Here is a 15,573-nt window from a genome sequence, read left to right as displayed (position 1 = left end):
CATCCGGGCTACGACCGTGCGTGTGTGGCTAGTTCGCCATCCGATGCATCGCGCAGATCTTGTTGCCGTCGAGGTCGCGCAAATAGGCAATATAGAGGTTGACGCCGGGGCCCTGGCGGATGCCGGGAGGATCTTCGCAGGGAACGCCGCCAGCGGCGATGCCGGCCGTATGCCATGCATTGACCTGCTCGGGCGAGTTGGCGGCAAAGCCGATGGTGCCGCCATTCGCAGGCGTCGCCGCTTCGCCGTTGATCGGCTTCGTCACCGAGAACACGCCGGTCTTGGTGATGTAGAAGATGCGGTGGCCATCGACGCGCGCCGGCCGCACTTCGAGCGTGGACAGCAAATTGTCATAGAAGGCCTTGGCCTTGTCGAGGTCGTTGGTGCCGATCATGATGTGCGAGAACATTGCCCATTCCCCTCAGAGTTTGTAGCCCGGATGGAGCGAAGCGTAATCCGAGTCTTGCTTACTTTTGAAAATCCCGAATTGCGCTGCGCTCCATCCGGGCTACGAGACTCAAAACGCCGTATAGCCGCCGTCGATCACGAACGTATCCGCGGTGTGGTACGACGACGCCTTGCTCATCAGATATACCGCGATGCCGCCGAAATCGCTGGCCTCTCCGAAACGCCGCACCGGAATGCGCGGCATCACGTTGGCCACGAACTTCTCGTTGGCCATCAGGCCCGAGGTCATGTCGCTCTTGATCCAGCCGGGCAGGATCGCATTCGCGGTGACGCCGTGGCGCGCCAGCTCGACGCCGAGCGCGCGGACCAGCGCGTTGATTGCGGCCTTGGTCGCGGCATAGTGCTCGTTGCGCGCGGTGCCGAAGATCGAGGCGAGGCTCGAGGTCGCCACCAGCCGGCCGAAGGGATCGCCCGCCTCGGCGCGCTGGGTCATGTGTTTTGCGGCCGCCTGGAACGCGTGGAACACGCCGTCGAGATTGGTCGCAAACATCGTGCGCCATTCGTCCTCGGTGCGCTCGATGAAGGAGCGACGGCCGCCGCCGCCGATACCGGCATTGGCGAAGCAGCCGTCGACCCGGCCGAATGTGTCGAGCGTGGCCTTCATCGCGGCATTGACCGAGGCCGGGTCGGTGACGTCGCAGACCCGCGCGTCGACCTTGCCTGATAACCCCGCCAGGCTCGCGGCAGCGGCCTTGTTCTTGTCAGGATTGCGACCCCAGATCGAGACATTGCAGCCCTGGCCGGCGAGCGCGTGTGCGATGCCGAGCCCGATGCCGCCATTGCCGCCGGTGATCACGGCGACCCGGCCTGAAAGGTCGAAAAGGTTCATGGCGCGTTTCCTTGTTTTTGCTTGGCGCGCATCAGCCGCTGCGCGCAAGATTGCTTGCTATGCTCCGATCACCATGGACAAGACCGCGCCAAAAATCAAATATGCGCCCCGGCAAAAGCAATTCCGGTCTGCGAAACTGACACAGGCCGCAACTCACGAGGAAACCATGCGGTTCAAACACGTCACGCTCGATCTCGATGGTTCGGTCGCGATCCTCAAGCTCGACCATCAGGAGGTGATGAACGCGGTCTCCGTGGACATGCTGGGCGGTCTCGCGGAAGCGCTCGACGCGATCGAGGAGAAGAAGGACGAGGTGCGCTGCGTCGTGCTGACGGGCGCGGGGCGGGCGTTCTGCACCGGCGCCAATCTGCAGGGCCGCAACAACCAGTCGAAGAAGACCAAGGCCGGCCTGACGCTCGAGACCGGCTTTCATCCCTTCCTGCGCCGCATCCGCAATCTGCATTGCCCGATCGTGACTGCGGTCAACGGTCCGGCGGCCGGCGCCGGCATGAGCTTCGCGTTGCTCGGCGACATGATTTTATGCGCGCGCTCGTCCTATTTCCTGCAAGCCTTCCGCCGTATCGGCCTCGTGCCGGATTGCGGCTCGACCTGGCTCTTGCCGCGGCTGATCGGCAAGGCGCGCTCGATCGAATTGTCGCTGATGGGCGAGCGACTTCCCGCCGAGAAGGCGCTGGAATGGGGCCTCGTCAACCGCGTCTATGATGACGGCGTGCTGATGGAGGAGGCGATGAAGCTTGCGCGCGACCTCGCCAGCGGCCCGACGGTCGCGCTGTCGCTGATTCGCAAGCTCTATTGGGACAGCCCGGAGAATTCCTTCGAGGATCAGCTCAATCTCGAATTCCAGTGCCAGCTCCGTGCTGGCGACACGGATGATTTCCGCGAAGGCGTCGGCGCGTTCCTGGAGAAGCGCCCTGCGCAGTTCAAGGGCAAATGATCGAGGCTGAGCTTTCCCGCAGCGTTGCGCGCTGGTGCGAGGGGGCGACCGGCGTGACCGGCGCGGCCAAGCTGTCCGGCGGCGCCAGCCAGGAGACCTGGCGCTTCGACATCATGCATCCCGATGGGCCGATCGGTGCCATCTTGCGCCGCTCGCCGAAAGGTTATGGCGCGGCGCCGACGCGCGCGGCGGGTCTTGCCGCCGAAGCGCAACTGATGCAGCTCGCATTCGAGGCCGGCGTGCCGTCGCCGCGCGTGATGCATGTGCTGACGCCGGACGACGATCTCGGCACCGGCTTCATCATGCAGCGCGTCGAGGGCGAAACCATTGCGCGCAAGATCCTGCGCGACGACGAGTTCGCGGCAGCGCGGCCGCTTCTCGCACGGCAGATCGGCGGCGTGCTCGCGAAGCTGCACAGGCTGCCAGGCGACAAATTGCCCGAGCTGCGCAGCCGGTCCGCGACAGAGGAGATCTCTGAGTTCGAACGCGACTATCGCAGCCTGGACTGGCCCAAGCCTGTGTTCGAGCTGGCGCTGCGGTGGCTGCGCGACCACGATCCGGGCCCGTCGGCCGAGACCACGCTGGTGCATGGCGATTTCCGCAACGGCAATCTCATCATCGGTGCCGACGGCGTGCGCGCGGTGCTGGACTGGGAGCTCGCCCATCTCGGCGATCCCATGGAGGATCTCGGCTGGGTCTGCGTGAACTCCTGGCGCTTTGGCGAGATCGACAAGCCGGTCGGCGGCTTTGGCTCGCGTGAGGAGCTGTTCGCCGGCTATGAGGCGGCTGGGCGCAAGGTCGATTCATCGCGTGTCAAATTCTGGGAAGTGATGGGCACGCTGCGCTGGGGCATCATGTGCGGCGGCATGATGCAGCGCTTTCGCGAAAGTCCGGACCATTCGATGGAACGCGCCATGATCGGCCGTCGCGCTTCGGAGACCGAGATCGATCTGTTGCGGCTGCTGGCGCCGCGGGGGAGTTGACCATGCAGGACGAGCCGACCCCGATCGAGCTGACCAAGTCAGTCGCCGATTTCCTCCGCAACGACATCACGCCGCTGATCTCCGGCCACCAGGCCTTCAAGCTGCGCGTCGCCATCAACATCCTCGATCTCGTCACACGGCAGTTGACGCGGGAGGAGGGGAGCGAAGCTGCGGAGGTGGAGCGGCTGCGTGCTCTGCTCGGCCTGGACGGGTCGGTCACGGACCTGAACCGCGCACTCGCCGAGCGCATCGCCACGGGCGAGGTCGATCTCGCGACGCCGGGCCTTGCCGAGCATCTGTGGCAGACGACGATGGACAAGCTTGCGGTGGATCAGCCGAATTACGCGTCGTACAAGCGCGAGCTTTCAAGAGACGGGTAGGGCGCAGTCCCATCCTCCGTCATTGCGAGCGCAGCGAAGCAATCCAGAGTCGTTCCGCGGAGACAGTCTGGATTGCTTCGCTGCGCTCGCAATGACGAGGAGAGAGGAGGTCCTACTTCCCCATCCATTTCGGCGGCCGCTTCTCGGAAAACGCCTTCGGGCCCTCGATGTAGTCCTGCGAGGCCACCATCGCCTTCACCGCCGGATAGTCGCGCTGCTCCTCGATCGCCTGCTCCAGCGAGACGCCGAGGCCCTTCTGGATCGCCTGCTTCGAGGCGCGGATCGACATCGGCGAATTCTTGGTGATCATCTCGGCCCAGCGCAGCGCGGCCGCGAGCGCCTCGCCCTGCGGCACCACCTCGTTGACGAAGCCGAGTTCGAGACCCTCCTTGGCGCTGACATGGCGCGCGGTGAGGATCATGCCCATGGCGCGCTTCAGCCCGATCTGGCGCGGCAGCCGGTGCAGGCCTCCGGCGAGTGCGGCCAGCCCCACGCGCGGCTCGGGCAGGGCGAAGGTCGCGTTCTCCGAGGCAATGATGAGGTCGCAGGCGAGCGCGATCTCGAAACCGCCGCCCATGGCGACGCCGTTGACCGCGGCGATGATCGGCTTGTCGCAGTCGAAGCGCGCGGTGAGGCCGGCAAAGCCGCCCTTGTCCCAGCCGCGCTTGCCGCCGGCCGCCTGCCACTTCAGATCGTTGCCGGCGCAGAACGCCTTGTCGCCGCTACCCGTGACGATCGCGATCCACTGCTCGGGATCGGCGGAGAAATCGTCAAATACCTTTTGCAGCTCGAAATGCGCGTCGGTGTGCAGCGCGTTGTAGACCTCGGGCCGCGACAGCGTGACGATCGTGATCGCCCCCTTACGTTCCACCTTGGAAAATTTCAGCTCCATCGCGCGCTCCCGCAGTTTCTCGTGAAGGAATATCGCCGGAATACTACCGCGCCTCCGCGCTAGAGCACCATCGAATTGCGCAATGCGCCCTGCGCATTCGGCACGCCTCCCATTGCTTGACTTGCGCGCGCTCTTCTCACCTTAATCGTGCGAAGCAAAGCTGCGCCCAGCGCCTTAACGCAAAACGAAAAAACACCCGGGAGAGAGCCGTGGATTTCTCATTGCCTGCCGATCTCGTCGCCTATCTCGCGGAGCTCGACCGTTTCATCGAACGCGAGATCAAGCCGCTGGAAGAGGCCGATGATAATATCCGCTTCTTCGATCATCGTCGCGAATGGGCGCGCACCGATTTCGAGAATGACGGGCTGCCGCGCCACGAATGGGAAGCGTTGCTGCGCAAGGCCAAGGATCTCGCGGACGCCGCCGGTCATTTGCGCTTTGCGGTGCCGAAGCAATATGGCGGCAAGAATGGCTCCAACCTCTGGATGGCGGTGATCCGCGAGCACTTTGCCGCCAAGGGGCTCGGCCTTCACAACGATCTCCAGAACGAGCATTCCATCGTCGGCAACTTCCCCGTCGCGACCATGCTCGATCGCTACGGCCGCGAGGATCAGAAGGCGATGATCGACGGCTCGATCAAGGGCAAGTATCGCATCACCTTCGGCTTGACCGAGCCGCAGCACGGCTCGGATGCGACCCATATGGAAACGCGCGCGGTGCCGGCGACCCGCGACAACGTCAAGGGCTGGATCATCAACGGCGAGAAGATGTGGACGACCGGCATGCACGTTGCCACGCATTGCGCTCTGTTCGCGCGGACGTCAGGCAATGACGGCGACGCGCGCGGCATCACCTGCTTCCTGGTGCCGGCCAAGAGCCATGGCGTTAAGATCGAAGAGTACATGTGGACCTTCAACATGCCGACCGATCATCCCCGCGTCAGCTTCACGGACGTGTTCGTTCCCGAGGATGCGCTGTTCGGCGAGGTCGGCCGCGGCCTGTCGCTGGCGCAATGTTTTGTCCATCAGAACCGCATTCGGCAGGCGGCGAGTTCGTTGGGGGCAGCGGTCTACTGCATCAACGAGAGCGTAAAGTATGCGCGCGAGCGAAAACCGTTCGGCAAGGCGCTGGCCGAGAACCAGGCGATCCAGTTCCCGCTGGTCGAGCTTGCGACCCAGGCCGAGATGCTGCGGCTGCTGATCCGCAAGACCGCCTGGGAGATGGACAAGCTCACCGAGGAGCAGATCGAGCGCACGCTCTCCGACCGCGTCTCGATGTGCAATTACTGGGCAAACCGCCTCTGTTGCGAATCCGCCGACCGCGCCATGCAGGTTCACGGCGGCATGGGCTATTCACGCCACAAGCCGTTCGAGCACATCTACCGCCACCACCGCCGCTACCGCATCACCGAGGGCAGCGAGGAGATCCAGATCCGCAAAGTGGCGGGATTTTTGTTCGGCTATATGGGGCCGGGGAAGCATTGAGGGATTGTTGCGAACTATCTCTCCACGTCGGGCTATCTCTCCACGTCGTCCTGGCGAAAGCCAGGACCCATTACCCCAGGGAGAAGTGGTCGAGGCAGGCTGGCAACACGAGTCTTCGCCAAACCACTCCTTGGGGTAATGGGTCCTGGATCGGCGCTTCGCTGCGCTACGCTTGTCCAGGACGACGAGGCTAGCTAATTCACCCTTCTATCCTTCCCTGCCCAATACGGCTCCCTCAATTGCCGCCGCAGAATCTTGCCTGACGGATTCCTCGGCAGCGCCGGCAAAAACTCCACGCTCTTCGGCGTCTTGAAGCCGGCGATACGCTCGCGGGTGAAGTTGATGATGTCGGTGGCGGTCGCCTGCTTGCCGGGCTTCATCACCACGACGGCCTTCACCGCCTCGCCCCATTTGTCGTCGGGGATGCCGATCACGGCAGCTTCCGCGACGTCGGGATGATCGCACAGCGCGCTCTCGACCTCGGCCGGGTAGATGTTCTCGCCGCCAGAGATGATCATGTCCTTGATGCGGTCGTGGATGTAGAGATAGCCGTCTTCGTCCATGTAGCCGGCATCACCCGTGCGCAGCCAGCCGTCTTCGCGCAGCGTCGCGGCGGTCGCTTCCGGCAGGTTCCAGTAGCCGGCCATGTTGGAGCCCGAGCGCGTGGCGATCTCGCCGACCTCGCGCGGCGGCAGCGGCTTGCCGTCGACATCGAGGATCGCGATCTCGATGCCCGGCAGCGCCCTGCCGGCCGAGCGCATCCGCTCCAGCCCCTCGACATGATCTTCCGGCGGCAATGCGACGATGGTGCCGGTGGTCTCCGTCATGCCGTACATCTGCACAAAACCGCATTTAAAGATCTCGATGCATTCCTTCAGCAGCGCGGCCGGAATGGGGGAGGCGCCGTACAGCATGTATTTCAATCGGGAGAAATCGACAGTCCTCGCGCGCGGCTGCCGCACGACGAACTGCATCGCGGCGGGCACCATGAACAGCTTTGTGATGCCTGATAGCTCGAAGAAGTCCAGCACCTTGGTCGGATCGAACTCGCGCGCGATCACGCCGCGGGCGCCGTGGTAGAGTCCCATCACGCCCCAGCCGGAGCCGCCGATGTGGAAGATCGGCATCGCGACCAGCGACACGTCGTCGGTCGACCACCGGTTCCACTCGGGTTTGTCCTCGGCATTGCCGGTTTGCACGAGGTTGAGGAAGTTCGCATGCGACAGCATCGCGCCCTTCGGCTTGCCTGTCGTACCCGACGTATAGAGCTGGATCGCGATGTCCCGGGTCGCGATCGGCACCTTGGGATCGTCGCCACTCTGTGCATCGCGCCACGCCGCAAAGTCCTGCCATTCCGGTGCGCCGCCTTCGGTGGTGATGACGCTACGCACGCCCGGCAACTGGTCCTTGATCTGGCGGACCTGGGTGATGAACTCAGGTCCCACGAACAGCACCGGCGCCTTGCAATCGCTCACGATGAAGGCGACCTCGGGGCCCGCGAGCCGCCAGTTCACCGGCGCCATCACCATGCCGGCCTTCATCGCGCCCATCAGCAGCTCGAAATAGATGTCGCTGTTCTTGCCGAGATAGGCGATGCGCTCGCCCTTGTTCACACCCATCGCGATCAGCGCATTGGCGACGCGATTGGTCTTGATGTCGAATTCGGCGAAGCTGGTGACACGACCTTCGAACTCGAAGGCGATCGCATTGCCGCGGCTCTTGGCGCGCTCGCGCACCATGTCGGCGAGGTCAGCCAATGGCTGTGTGGTGGACATGTCTCTCCCGTGACGTCTTGTTTTTATGGTGCGGAGTGTGGCGTCATCCGCGGGCGATGACAAGACGGGAGAGGGTCGTTCGCTCTCTCAACATTGTCGTCCCGGCGAAGGCCGGGATCCATAGCCACAAAACGCAATTTGGCGAAGACTGGTCATGACCAATCTTCGCCAAAAAACATTCGGTGGTAATGGGTCCTGGCTTTCGCCAGGACGACTACGTCACCCCCGCTTCGCCCGATCCTTTTCATTCTGCGCCATGATGCTCTCGCGCGCGGTTTTCCAGTCGTCGTCGCTCCAGTCGCGGAGCTGGTAGAAATTGCCGCCCATGGCGAGCGCCTGCGCGCCGTCCATGGCGATGGTCTCGCCGCTGATCCAGTCGCAACCGCCGGAAATCAGGAACACCGCGACGTTCTGCAATTCCTCCATGGTGCCGACGCGGCCCATCGGGTTCATCGCCTTGGTGCGCGCGCCGGCCTCATCACCCGGCTTGATACGCTTGCTCATGCCCTCGGTCGGGATCTCACCCGGCGCGATCGTGTTCAGCCGGATGCCGTAGCGGCCCCATTCGGTCGCAAGCGACATCGTCATGGCATGGATCGCCGACTTGCTCATCGCCGACGGCACCACGTAAGGCGAGCCGTTGCGCACCCAGGTCGTGGTGATCGAGACGACGTTGCCGGGCTGCTTCAACGCGATCCAGCGCTTGCCGACCGCCTGCGTCACGTAGAACGTGCCGTGCATGACGATGTTGGCGACGGCGTCGAAGCCGCGCGGCGACAGCTCCTCGCTGCGCGAGATGAAATTCCCGGCGGCGTTGTTGATGAGGTCGGTGAGGGGGCCGTCGCGAAAGATGGTCTCGATCATCTCCTCGACCGCGAGCGCGTTGCGGATATCGACGCCGTGGCTGGTGACGCGGCCGCCATACTCGGCCATCAGCTCGGTCGCGGTTTCGTCGCAGACGATCTTGCGCCGGCCGCAGATGTGCACCTCTGCGCCGAGCTGCAGGAAGCGCGCCGCCATCGACTTGCCGAGCCCGGTGCCGCCGCCGGTCACGAGGATGCGTCGTCCCGCCAGAAGATTTTCCTTGAACATGGCTGTTTCCCCGGTCGCGATTGTCGGTTAATTGATCAATTGACTAAATCCGGCTGCCGTCGTCCTGTAAAGCGGCACCGAACAAGAACAGCAGGGAACCAGGGGAGAATTCATCCATGGAAGAGCGCGTCTCGATCTCGATCTCGGAAGGCGTCGCCGACGTGCGCCTAGTGCGCGCGGACAAGATGAATGCGCTGGATCAGGCCATGTTCGAGGCCCTTGTCGCCGCAACCGATCGGCTTTCGAAGGAAAAAGGTGTGCGCGCCGTCGTCCTGTCCGGTGAGGGCCGCGCCTTCTGCGCCGGTCTCGACATGGGGCGTTTTGCCGCCATGAAAGAGAAGGGCGGCAACGGAATTCCGGGTGGCGAAAATCGCGATCTCACCAAGCGCACGCACGGCCAAGCGAATTTTGCGCAACAGGCAGTGTGGGGCTGGCGACAGCTTCCCGTGCCGGTGATCGCCGCGATCCAGGGCGTCGCCTTCGGCGGCGGCTTCCAGCTCGCGCTCGGTGCCGACATGCGCTTCCTCACCCCGGATGCGCGGATGTCGGTGATGGAAATCAAATGGGGTCTGGTGCCCGACATGGCGGGCACGCCGATCCTGGCCTCGCTCGTGCGCGACGACGTCTTGCGCGATCTCACCTACACCGGCCGCATCTTCTCCGCGCAGGAGGCGATGGCTTACGGTCTCGCTACGCGCATCTGCGACGACCCGCGCGGGAGCGCCCTCGACGTCGCGCGCGAGATCGCGGGAAAAAGCCCCGATGCGATCCGCGCCGCGAAACGCATGCTCAACAATCTCTCGGTCGATCCGGGCCCCGCGCTACTCGCCGAGTCCGTCGAGCAGCAGAAGTTGATCGGCAGCGCGAACCAGACCGAGGCGGTGCGTGCCAATCTGGAGAAGCGCGCGCCGAAGTTTGCGGACTGACAAACTCTCCGTCATGGCCGGGCAAAAGCGCGAAGCGCGTCTTCGCGCTAGATGTCCCGGCCATCCACGTTCTTGGTACGAAGCGGCAAGCAAGAACGTGGATCACCGGGACAAGCCCGGTGATGACGACTAACGGACATCGTCGCTAAACAACAAAGAAAAACAAATGAGCGAAACGTCAAATTTCCTCGGCATCGTCTCCGGCGGGCGCAGCCGCTCCCATGCCGAGGTTGCTGATCGTGCCGACCGCATCGCGAGCGGTCTCAGCCAGATCGGCGTCAGGCAGGGCGATTGCGTCTGCATGCTGATGCGCAACGACATCGCCTTCGTCGAAGCCGCTTACGCCGCGATGCGGCTGGGCGCCTATGGCGTGCCGATCAACTGGCACTTCAAGCCGGAGGAGATCAATTACATCCTGAACGATACCGGCACCTCCGTGCTGATCGGCCATGCCGACATGCTGCATGCCTTGCGCGATGCGATCCCGAAAGGCGTCACCGTGCTCAGCGTGCCGACGCCTCCGGAGATCCTGTCCAGCTACAAGATCGATCCCGATCATCTGAAGACGCCGGACTTTGCGATCGATTTCGAATCCTGGCTTGCGCGATTCCAGCCCTATGACGGCCCGATCGTGCCGCAGCCCATGAACATGATCTACACCTCGGGGACGACAGGCCATCCCAAGGGCGTACGGCGCAATGCACCGACGCCGGAACAGGCGGCCGCCGGCGAGCGCATGCGCGCGATGATCTACGGGCTGAAGCCCGGCGCCCGCACGATCCTGCCGGGTCCACTCTATCACTCCGCGCCGAACTCGTTCGGCATCCGCGCCGGCAAGCTTGGCGGCGCACTGGTGCTGATGCCCCGCTTCGAGCCCGAGGAATTTCTCCAGCTGATCGAGCGCTTTGAGATCGACACCATCTTCATGGTGCCGACCATGTTCATCCGCCTGATGAAGCTGCCGGAGAACGTGCGCAAGCAATACGACGTCTCCTCGCTGCGCCACATCATTCACGCCGCAGCGCCTTGTCCGGCGGACGTCAAGCGCGCCATGATCGAATGGTGGGGGCCGGTGATCTACGAATTCTACGGCTCGACCGAATCCAGCGCCGTCACCTTCGCGACCTCCGAGGACGCGCTGAGGAAGCCCGGCACCGTCGGCAAGATATCGCCCGGCGCCGAGCTACGCTTCATCGGCGATGACGGACGCGTGCTGGGCGTGGGCGAGATCGGCGAGATCTATTCGCGCATGGCAGGGATGGCCGACTTCACCTACCACAACAAGCCGGAGAAGCGCGCCGAGATCGATCGCGACGGCTTCATCACCTCGGGCGACGTCGGCTATATCGACGAAGAGGGCTACGTCTTCATCTGCGACCGCAAGCGCGACATGGTGATCTCGGGCGGCGTCAACATCTATCCGGCCGAGATCGAATCGGTGCTGCATGCCGTCCCCGGCGTGCATGATTGCGCGGTGTTCGGCATCCCCGATGCCGAGTTCGGCGAAGCCTTGATGGCCGTGGTCGAGCCGCAGCCGGGAATCGCGCTCGACGCCGGTGATATCCGCGCGCGGCTGAAGGCGTCGCTCGCCGACTACAAAGTCCCAAAGCACATCGAGATCCGCGCCGGGCTGCCGCGCGAAGATTCCGGCAAGATCTTCAAGCGCCGCCTGCGCGATCCCTATTGGGAGCAGGCGGGGCGGAAGATCTGACGGTACGTAGTGCGTAGCCCGGGTGAGCGAAGCGATACCCGGGATAATAAGATCCGGATGTCGCTTCGCTCATCCGGGCTACACGAGCCCGCGAATACGTGAGCGGCTTCATGGACCGCAACCTCGCTCATCGTGCTATATAGACGGGATCATCGTCTCGCGGATCATCCCATGGCTCCCGTTTCCATCCTGCTCAACCTGCTCTGGATCCTCATCGGCGGCGCCTGGATGGCGCTCGGCTGGCTGGTCGCCGCGGTCATCATGGCGATCACGATCATCGGCCTGCCCTGGGCGCGGGCGGCGTTCAACATCGCAGTCTACACGCTGATGCCGTTCGGCTCGCGGGCGGTCAACCGCTATGAGGTCACCGGTGTCGAGGATATCGGCACCGGCCCGCTCGGGGTGATCGGCAACATCATCTGGTTCGTGCTGGCCGGCTGGTGGCTGGCGCTCGGCCATCTGCTCACCGCCCTGGCCCTCGCGATCACCATCATCGGCATCCCCTTCGCCTGGGCCCATCTGAAGCTCGCAGGCATCGCGCTCTGGCCGATCGGCAAGGTGATCGTACCGGCTTAGGGGAGCTTGTAAGCGTCCCTGCGGCACATCCTTCGAGACGCCCGCCGCTGGCGGGCCCTCAGGATGAGGGCGGAGCAGGTGGCTGCACCTGCAACGAATCCCGACGCAGCTCAGCCTCATCCTGAGGAGACCGCGAAGCGGTCGTCTCGAAGGACGAGGCGCTTGCTCAGCTCGTAGAATGGGTAGAGCGCCAGCGAAACCCATCAAGCCGGAAGCATGCTGAGTTTCGCAAGGGTCAAGCTATCCTGCCCGTGCTGCTTTCAACGTGGCATCAGTATCCCGCCCTCCGCAATGCGTTAAATTTCATTGCAACTTTTTCCCGGCTTCATTGTTGAAGAACGGGAGCGAACGCGGCCGTAATGTGCCGCGGCTGACTGGCCCTTGGTTTCATTCTTATCGGGAGGCGATTGCATGAAGTGGCTTTGCTTGGTCGGCGTTGTGGCGGGAGCCGTTGCTTCGATACCTTCACCTTCTGCTTCGGCGATGCCCGTTGCCAAGCCGGACGCACTGGGCGCGTCTCAGACTGACACCATCGAGGTCAAGGGCGGCCACGGACATGGCGGTGGCCACGGGTGGGGTCATCGCGGCGGCCGTGGTCATCATTACGGTTGGGGCAGAGGCCGAGGCCATCATTATGGCTGGCGGCACCATCACCACTGGTAAGCGTCAGTTTTGTCCCGAGATCGGAGTTGGTGATCACGTTTAATTCGGACCGCGAATCACATCCGGGAGCTTGATCACCAACTAAGCTCGCAGGATGGGTAGAGTGTCAGCGAAACCCATCACCGTCCGTCGATGCCGATGCGGGATGCTTTCGCAAGGGCTCTACCCGTCCTGGCCGTTGCGCCGGCTCATGACCCGAAACGGCCACAATACATCCTTCAACTCAGCGGCGGAACACGTGAGTTGCTGCATGTAAGGTTGCGAGGGTCGGTGGGCTCAATGAATATCGAACGATTGTCCTCATGTTCGTTCTAGCGGTGTTGCCGTCTGATATATGGGCCCAGTCATCGGATCACATCATACCGGAAACGTCGCCGCTTCTCTGGCGTGACGGTTATGTCAACTGGCGGGGCAAACTCGTAAAGCCGGATTGGCAGGTGATGAGCGCCGACGACGGCACTCAATTCGCAGTTGATTTGAGCAAGAAGGCCGCCCATTACGTCACCGCATACATCATGGACGGCGAAATTTTCAACAAGAGCAATCTGTTCGAGCTTCACTTTGACTGTGCCGCCAAGGTCTCCGAGGTAATGACCAATATGGACCTGAAGCGCGCTCAAGCCTTGCTATCGAAGGTGCATCAATTGGTCTGCGACGAAGCGCGAAAAACTCTCTGATGAGTTTTGCTTGAACGCCTGGGGAGCCAGTCCATTGAGAGCAGCTATTTTGATCTTGCTTCTGACGTTGTCGCCGCTGTTATCCGCGCAGGCGCACAGTGAAGAGCCGCCATCGGTTTCCGGCTTCCGCACTTGTGTGCGTAGCCATGCACATGATGCGCAAGCGGCGGGGGTTCGGACACTTGAGGACGCCGCAAGCTACGCGATGAGGGCGTGTCTGCCGCTGTTTGGGATTTTCCTTGACCCCAACGCCTCCTCGAAAGGAAAGGTCGCCGAGGAAGCGCTACCACCCGGAATCTTTCGCGCAGTCCTCAGGGAGGAATGGGGCAATTTTCTTGGGCAGAGAAACAGTCCATAGCCCGCTGGATGGGTAGGCGAAGCGAAACCTATCAGTCCGTTTGCCGATGCCGAAGCATGATGGGTTTCGCAAAGGCTCCAGATTAAGACGACGAGACGATCCCTTTTTCCAGCAACACTCTGGCTGCCTCGCGATTAGCCTGGACGATGGCGGGATCACGCGTTGACTGTGCGATCACGAGCGAGCCTTCAAACAGCGACAGGATCTGGATCACGGCCCTTTCGGGTTTGCTCAATGACAACGGCTCAATGAGTGACGCAACGAAGTCGTGCAACTTTGTAAAATACGCTGCGATGGTCCCCTCTACGCCCGGCGAGTTTGCCTCCGGGCCGAATTCGGCCATGCCTTTCGCGAACGGACAGCCGCGGAACGAAGGCGAAAGGAGCGGTTGTTCGAGTGCGTCGAAAACAGCGAGAACGCGTTCCACTGGCGTGAGACCGGCTCGCTCGGTGGAGGTCGAAAGCATCTGAAACCAGACGGCGCTCTTGTAGCGCAGGTAGGTGGCGATGAGGTCGGCCTTCGAGGGAAAGTGCTTGTAGAACGTCATCTTGGCCACGCCGCTTTCGGCGATGATCCGGTCGATTCCGACAGAGTTGATGCTGAACCGGTAAAACAGGTCTGACGCCGTCTTCAAAATGCGCTCGCGCGGGGCGAGCGCATCGAGCGGTTGAATATCCACGTCCACGAAATCAAGCACCGTGCCCATCGATGGTCCTTAACCCAGCCGTTTGCGTCACTGGACAGACTATTCTGTCAATTTAGAGATTGCAAAGACATACAGGTCTGTCTATAGCTTCCGTCGTCCATTGGATTTCAGAGAAAGATCGTGAGATGAGCGGAAAAGTTGTGGTCGTGACGGGTGCGAGCAGTGGTTTTGGAAAACTCACCGCCTTGGAACTCGCAAAGCGGGGTCACACGGTGATCGCTGCCATGCGCGAAGTCGCAGGGAGAAATAGCCGTGCTCGCGACGAGCTTGTCGAAGCGGCGAAGGCCGAAGGGGGTGCGCTCCAGGTCCTCGAGATGGACGTTGCCGACGAACAATCCGTCAACACCGCGATCGCGGCTGTCATCCGGCAGCACGGCAGGGTCGATGCCCTGGTCAACAACGCGGGAATGATGCCCGTCGGCGTCACGGAAGCTTATACCGTCAAGGATATCGAAGCGCAGTTCGCCGTGAACTTCTTCGGCGCCGTTCGCACCGATCGTGCCGTTCTGCCGCACATGCGGGCCGCCGGCAGCGGCGTCCTCATCCACGTCACGTCGCTCATGGGTCGGGTGGTCTTCCCATTCTTCGGTGTCTATTCCGCCAGCAAGTTCGCGCTCGAAGCCCTCGCGGAAGCCTACCGCTACGAGCTTTCGAGTTTCGGCGTGGATTCGGTCATCGTCGAGCCAGGCCCGTTCCCGAGCAACCTTCTTCCATCCAGCCCTGAACCATCCGACCAGGCCGTGCTGAAAACCTATGGCGGTGTTGCGGCGATCCCAGGTCAGATCAAGCAGCACTCCAACGATGGAAACGATCCGCAGAATCCGCCACAGCCCCAGCGCGTCGCGAATGCAATCGTGCAGCTGGTCGAGGCCACGGAACGGCGGCCTCTGCGGACGGTCGTGATGCCCGAAGGCATGGATTTCGGTGTCGAGCGCCTGAACGAGGCCGTCGCCCCGATCCAGAACGATCTCCTCCGCGCGCTCGGCATGGCGAGCATGATTTGACGGGAAGGCGATAAGCACACTGTCAGTTCGTAGGAAGGATAGAGCGTGAGCGAAACTCATCAATCCGTCCGCCGATGACGGGGCATGATGGGTT

Annotated in this window: 17 protein-coding genes; 10 read left to right on the top strand and 7 right to left on the bottom strand. The window is 62.6% G+C overall.

The features are described 5' to 3' along the window. Positions 1 to 28: 28 nt before the first annotated feature. Positions 29 to 409 (bottom strand): VOC family protein, encoded by a 381-nt coding sequence (locus AC0L3J_RS08995; RefSeq protein ID WP_456765270.1) that lies wholly within the window; start codon positions 407 to 409, stop codon positions 29 to 31. 108 nt (positions 410 to 517) lie between these two features. Next, entirely contained in the window at positions 518 to 1,297 is a 780-nt protein-coding gene (locus AC0L3J_RS08990; RefSeq protein ID WP_456765269.1) for an SDR family NAD(P)-dependent oxidoreductase, read from the bottom strand. A gap of 166 nt (positions 1,298 to 1,463) precedes the next feature. On the opposite strand from AC0L3J_RS08990, the gene AC0L3J_RS08985 reads away from it, so the two are divergent. The 3 genes from AC0L3J_RS08985 to AC0L3J_RS08975 are packed head-to-tail and all read left to right on the top strand — an operon-like array spanning position 1,464 to position 3,615. Continuing rightward, complete coding sequence (locus AC0L3J_RS08985) at positions 1,464 to 2,252, top strand: enoyl-CoA hydratase/isomerase (protein WP_456765268.1); 789 nt, start codon at positions 1,464 to 1,466, stop codon at positions 2,250 to 2,252. Further along, a complete protein-coding gene (locus AC0L3J_RS08980; protein ID WP_456765267.1) occupies positions 2,249 to 3,235 on the top strand; it encodes a phosphotransferase family protein in 987 nt (328 codons plus the stop codon). Before AC0L3J_RS08985 ends, AC0L3J_RS08980 begins: the two co-directional genes overlap by 4 nt. A 2-nt stretch (positions 3,236 to 3,237) precedes the next feature. Continuing rightward, complete coding sequence (locus tag AC0L3J_RS08975) at positions 3,238 to 3,615, top strand: DUF6285 domain-containing protein (protein WP_456765266.1); 378 nt, start codon at positions 3,238 to 3,240, stop codon at positions 3,613 to 3,615. Between the two features lie 112 nt (positions 3,616 to 3,727). Here AC0L3J_RS08975 and AC0L3J_RS08970 read toward each other — a convergent pair whose 3' ends face one another. Continuing rightward, positions 3,728 to 4,507 (bottom strand): enoyl-CoA hydratase-related protein, encoded by a 780-nt coding sequence (locus AC0L3J_RS08970; protein WP_456765265.1) that lies wholly within the window; start codon positions 4,505 to 4,507, stop codon positions 3,728 to 3,730. A 209-nt stretch (positions 4,508 to 4,716) separates the two neighbouring features. Here AC0L3J_RS08970 and AC0L3J_RS08965 point away from each other — a divergent pair, with 209 nt between their 5' ends. Next, positions 4,717 to 5,991 carry an acyl-CoA dehydrogenase family protein gene (locus AC0L3J_RS08965; protein ID WP_456765264.1) on the top strand — a complete coding sequence of 425 codons (1,275 nt, stop codon included), beginning with the start codon at positions 4,717 to 4,719 and terminating at the stop codon, positions 5,989 to 5,991. Between the two features lie 194 nt (positions 5,992 to 6,185). On the opposite strand, the gene AC0L3J_RS08960 is transcribed toward AC0L3J_RS08965, so the two are convergent. Then, positions 6,186 to 7,766, bottom strand: coding sequence for a fatty acid--CoA ligase (locus AC0L3J_RS08960; protein WP_456765263.1), 1,581 nt, complete (start codon positions 7,764 to 7,766; stop codon positions 6,186 to 6,188). A 219-nt stretch (positions 7,767 to 7,985) separates the two neighbouring features. Beyond that, positions 7,986 to 8,858: an SDR family oxidoreductase gene (locus tag AC0L3J_RS08955; protein WP_456765262.1), complete on the bottom strand. Its 873-nt coding sequence runs from the start codon at positions 8,856 to 8,858 to the stop codon at positions 7,986 to 7,988. Between the two features lie 116 nt (positions 8,859 to 8,974). Between AC0L3J_RS08955 and AC0L3J_RS08950 the strand changes: the two genes are divergently transcribed. From AC0L3J_RS08950 to AC0L3J_RS08940, 3 genes are all read left to right on the top strand, one after another. Further along, the gene (locus AC0L3J_RS08950) at positions 8,975 to 9,784 is read left to right on the top strand and encodes a crotonase/enoyl-CoA hydratase family protein (protein WP_456765261.1); all 810 of its coding nucleotides are present in this window, start codon (positions 8,975 to 8,977) and stop codon (positions 9,782 to 9,784) included. Positions 9,785 to 9,950: 166 nt separating this feature from the next. Further along, positions 9,951 to 11,495, top strand: a complete 1,545-nt coding sequence (locus AC0L3J_RS08945) for an acyl-CoA synthetase (RefSeq protein WP_456765260.1) — start codon at positions 9,951 to 9,953, stop codon at positions 11,493 to 11,495. Between the two features lie 171 nt (positions 11,496 to 11,666). After that, positions 11,667 to 12,071, top strand: a complete 405-nt coding sequence (locus tag AC0L3J_RS08940) for a YccF domain-containing protein (RefSeq protein ID WP_275170561.1) — start codon at positions 11,667 to 11,669, stop codon at positions 12,069 to 12,071. A 296-nt stretch (positions 12,072 to 12,367) separates the two neighbouring features. Here the strand turns inward: AC0L3J_RS08940 and AC0L3J_RS08935 are convergent, their stop codons facing one another. Beyond that, positions 12,368 to 12,568: a hypothetical protein gene (locus AC0L3J_RS08935; RefSeq protein WP_456765259.1), complete on the bottom strand. Its 201-nt coding sequence runs from the start codon at positions 12,566 to 12,568 to the stop codon at positions 12,368 to 12,370. Positions 12,569 to 12,627: 59 nt separating this feature from the next. On the opposite strand from AC0L3J_RS08935, the gene AC0L3J_RS08930 reads away from it, so the two are divergent. Together AC0L3J_RS08930 and AC0L3J_RS08925 are read left to right on the top strand one after the other, a co-directional pair. Next, complete coding sequence (locus AC0L3J_RS08930) at positions 12,628 to 12,777, top strand: hypothetical protein (RefSeq protein WP_456765258.1); 150 nt, start codon at positions 12,628 to 12,630, stop codon at positions 12,775 to 12,777. A gap of 259 nt (positions 12,778 to 13,036) precedes the next feature. After that, positions 13,037 to 13,411 carry a hypothetical protein gene (locus AC0L3J_RS08925; protein ID WP_456765257.1) on the top strand — a complete coding sequence of 125 codons (375 nt, stop codon included), beginning with the start codon at positions 13,037 to 13,039 and terminating at the stop codon, positions 13,409 to 13,411. A gap of 440 nt (positions 13,412 to 13,851) precedes the next feature. On the opposite strand, the gene AC0L3J_RS08920 is transcribed toward AC0L3J_RS08925, so the two are convergent. Next, complete coding sequence (locus tag AC0L3J_RS08920; RefSeq protein ID WP_456765256.1) at positions 13,852 to 14,475, bottom strand: TetR/AcrR family transcriptional regulator; 624 nt, start codon at positions 14,473 to 14,475, stop codon at positions 13,852 to 13,854. Positions 14,476 to 14,600: 125 nt separating this feature from the next. Between AC0L3J_RS08920 and AC0L3J_RS08915 the strand changes: the two genes are divergently transcribed. Next, on the top strand, positions 14,601 to 15,479 hold the full coding sequence (locus AC0L3J_RS08915; RefSeq protein WP_456765255.1) for an SDR family oxidoreductase: 879 nt from the start codon (positions 14,601 to 14,603) through the stop codon (positions 15,477 to 15,479). Positions 15,480 to 15,573 lie beyond the last annotated feature (94 nt).

The sequence above is a fragment of the Bradyrhizobium sp. Kon37 genome (assembly GCF_055807535.1).
This window is presented reverse-complemented; position numbering and strand designations above follow the sequence as displayed.